This is a genomic window from Dehalococcoidales bacterium, from assembly GCA_030698765.1.
Lineage (GTDB): Bacteria > Chloroflexota > Dehalococcoidia > Dehalococcoidales > UBA2162 > JAUYMF01.
In genome coordinates this window covers 1-3,367 of sequence record JAUYMF010000003.1, presented here as the reverse complement: position 1 = coordinate 3,367, position 3,367 = coordinate 1, and the positions used below count along the sequence as shown (strand labels likewise).

The 3,367-nt window shown below is 51.4% G+C and carries 3 protein-coding genes and 1 pseudogene; 3 read left to right on the top strand and 1 reads right to left on the bottom strand.

The genetic code is table 11. The features are described 5' to 3' along the window. Positions 1-350: TatD family hydrolase (locus Q8Q07_00075; protein ID MDP3878691.1), on the bottom strand; the 350-nt coding region annotated here is incomplete at its 3' end. A gap of 273 nt (positions 351-623) precedes the next feature. Between Q8Q07_00075 and Q8Q07_00070 the strand changes: the two genes are divergently transcribed. The 3 genes and pseudogenes from Q8Q07_00070 (at position 624) to Q8Q07_00060 (ending at position 2,871) form a co-directional block, all read left to right on the top strand. Next, complete coding sequence (locus Q8Q07_00070; protein ID MDP3878690.1) at positions 624-1,883, top strand: PAS domain-containing sensor histidine kinase; 1,260 nt, start codon at positions 624-626, stop codon at positions 1,881-1,883. Beyond that, positions 1,864-2,571 (top strand): annotated as a pseudogene (locus Q8Q07_00065) (response regulator transcription factor). The gene Q8Q07_00070 and the pseudogene Q8Q07_00065 overlap by 20 nt, the downstream one beginning before the upstream one ends. A gap of 174 nt (positions 2,572-2,745) precedes the next feature. Next, positions 2,746-2,871: a hypothetical protein gene (locus tag Q8Q07_00060; protein ID MDP3878689.1), complete on the top strand. Its 126-nt coding sequence runs from the start codon at positions 2,746-2,748 to the stop codon at positions 2,869-2,871. The last annotated feature ends 496 nt before the right edge of the window (positions 2,872-3,367 follow it).

Sequence of the window (3,367 nt, the reverse complement as noted above, 5' to 3'; positions counted from 1 at the left end):
AGTGATAATTCATAGCGAAGCAAGTCCTTTTGGATCTCTTTCGTTTCCGGGTTGCGCACGTAGTCCAGCCCGATTTCACCAATGGCGGCGACCTGTTCTTTCCGGGCGAGTCCGTAAAGCTGGCGGCGTACTTCCGGTGATGGCGGGACCGCATTCCAGGGGTGAATGCCCACGGCGGCCAGTACCACCTCATGGGACCGGGCAAGGCGGATGTTCTCTGCGGAGGATTCCAGTTCCATTCCCATGCTGACGATAACGTCAACATTATTGGCGCTTGCCCGGGCAAGTACGCGGGTCAATTCTTCAGGCGGGTAAATATCCAGGTGACAGTGGCTATCAGATAGCATCATTTCTCCTGCCTCTAAAGCTTATTAGCTCAGGCTTTGACCGATGGCCTGGCCTTCCATTATGGTACTATAATACAAAAGATTTAGCCCGCTTGCCAGAACTGCTGCCCTAAATCTTTTGTCGGGTATTGCTAACTACTGGCAACGTACTTTATTGCTAAAAAGATGATTCTTGTTGACGTCTCAGGCTGAGGGCAGTAAAATCAATGGGCACGAGGGTGACAGAAAATATTGTGACCAGGCATAGCGCCTGTTTTATTTTGGCTGGTGGACAAGATGAAGGACGAACAAAAAACAAAAGCACAGTTAATCACCGAGGTGACTGAATTACGGCGGCGTGTGGCCGAGTTAGAGACAGCGGAGAGCCAGCGGAGTCGGGAAGAAGAACTGCTGCACATCTTTAGAATCAGCTCGCCAATTGGACTCTTCATTATCCAGGACGGTAAGTTTCAGTTCATTAATGATGAGTTTCACCGGGTCACCGGGGGTAAAGTGGGCGAGCTATTAGGTACTGACCCGATAGACCGGATCCTGCCTGAAGACAGGGAAATGGTCAGAGAGAACGCAATAAAGATGCTGAAGGGAGAGCGTTTCTCGCCATACAAATACCGGATTGTCAACAGGGAGGGGCAGATAAGGTGGATGCTGGAAGGGGTTGTTTCCGTCTCTTACCGGGGGAGGCGGGCGGTACTGGGACACTCCATGGACATTACGGAGAGGGTGGAAGCCGAAGCCAAGCTGCAGGAACTGTATGAGCAGGAGAGAAAACTGCGCCAGGAGCTTGAAGCGGAGGTGGAAAGAAGAATCGAGTTTACGCGGGCGCTGGTGCATGAGTTGAAGACTCCGCTAACACCGGTACTGTCTTCAAGTGAACTGCTGATTGCTGAGTTTCATGAGGAGCCATGGTTAAGTATTGCCCGGAATATTCACCGTGGAGCCTCTAATTTAAGTAAAAGGATCGATGACCTCCTTGATCTGGCCCGGGTGGAAATTGGTATGCTGCAGGTAAACCCCAGTCCGTTAGATCCGAAACCGCTACTCCGGGCAATAGCCGATGAAATGACGGCGTTGATCTCAAGTAGTGGCCAATCACTGTTTCTGGCTCTGGCACATTCCATGTCACGGGTATGGGCGGATGAAGAGCGTCTGCGGCAGGTGGTGCTCAATCTGTTGATTAATGCCTCGAAGTTTACTCCCGAGGGTGGTAAAATAACCCTGCGGGCCAGAGAAGATAGTAACAGTCTAATCGTTGAGGTTCAGGATACCGGGCGCGGCATTCCCGAAGAAGAGCAATCACGGATTTTCCAGCCTTATCACCGGCAGATAACTGACCGGGAGCACCTCAGTGGACTGGGGTTGGGGCTGTCGCTATGTAAATACCTGGTGGAGCTTCATGGTGGCAAGATATGGGTGGAAAGCCAGGTAGGAAAAGGCTCCACCTTTGGCTTTTCGATTCCGCTGGCAGCGCCAACCGCTGCCGGTCAGCCTGAAAAAACTTCTAAAGAGGGGGTAACCGATGAAAGTCCTGCTCATTGAGGATGACCGTGATATTATCGATGCTATTTCCCTGGCTTTCCAGATACGGTGGCCTGAAGCCGAGGTAATCTCTACCCGCCTCGGTGAAAAGGGGGTCGAACTGGTCGAGAGCGAAATGCCTGATATCGTTATCCTCGATTTAGGGCTACCTGACATCAGTGGTTTCGAGGTGTAGCGCCAGATACGTTTATTCTCCCATGTCCCGACGATTATTCTCACCGTCAGGTCGGAAGAGGCTGACGTTGTTAAGGGGCTGGAGTGGGGTGCTGACGATTATATAACCAAACCCTTCCGGCAGCTGGAGCTTCTGGCCAGAGTGAAATCCCTGATTCGCCGGGTCAGCTCCTCGGAAGAGGAACCGCTGGTTTACGGGCAGTTCCGCCTTGACCCGGCTACCGGGCAACTCTACGATGGTAAAAAAGAGATTTCCCTGACCATTACCGAGAGTCATATCCTGGGACACCTGATGAGAAACGCCGGTCATGTGGTCACTCATTCCAGTCTCGCTGAAGCTGTTTGGGGGGATGACTATCCGGGGGCATCCGACAGTCTTAAAGTTCATATCCGGCGCTTGCGGGAGAAGATTGAAGCTGACCCCAGTCACCCGCAGATTATCCTCACCAGGACCGGCATTGGTTACTTTCTGGCCAAGCCAGAACCGGCCAAGCATCTCAAAAGTAGCCGTTAGTAATATTTCCGACTGTCTGCCCTCTTCACTGGCGTATCCCGCCAGCTAGTTACACTGTAATCCTCTTTTTACCCGTTTGTAACCTGTCCTTAACCTGCGGGGACAAACATTAAGGTTCCTTTAACCTCAGCAGTGTAGACTATAAGTGAAAGTAAGATAAAAGGAGGCAGACAGATGAAAGGCTTGATAAAAGTAATATCAGTTACAGGTCAAATGCTGGGTTTAATTGCCGGCGATGAGTTCGTTACTCCGACCTATCGCGTGATTGCGGAATACCCTAATATCCAGTTTGACATGTAATCCTGCCCCCGCCCGGCGTAAAGCAAGGTTACTTTGCTGAATGTAATCCTTTACCTGAATCGTGCTGACGGGGGCACTCCGTTTTAAATGCCATGATGTTTGGGTCATGGAACTGCTTCAAGACCCTCACCAATTATCGAAACCGGTCTACCGATTTCCGTTTCAAACTCTCTACGCAAGCTATTATCGATCTCTCCTGACTACCTGGAAGACCTGCCCGGTTTTGCCAATCTAATCGGCATAACAAGGTCATTGCAGGTTCTGTTTTGCAGGTATTCTTCGGTTTGGTTGGCGGTGTCACTGCGAGACCATTCCGCCGAAACTCGGAAGGCTTCAGCCCGAGTTCAGCGTTCGACTGAGCTCACGCCGAAGTCCCGAGGGCTTCAGCCCGAGTTCAGCCCGAGGGCGAAGCAATCCGTGTGGGATGTCATCCACACTTCCTCCGGATTGCCACGCTTCGCTCGCAATGACAAAAAGGCCTTGTTAGACAGTATCA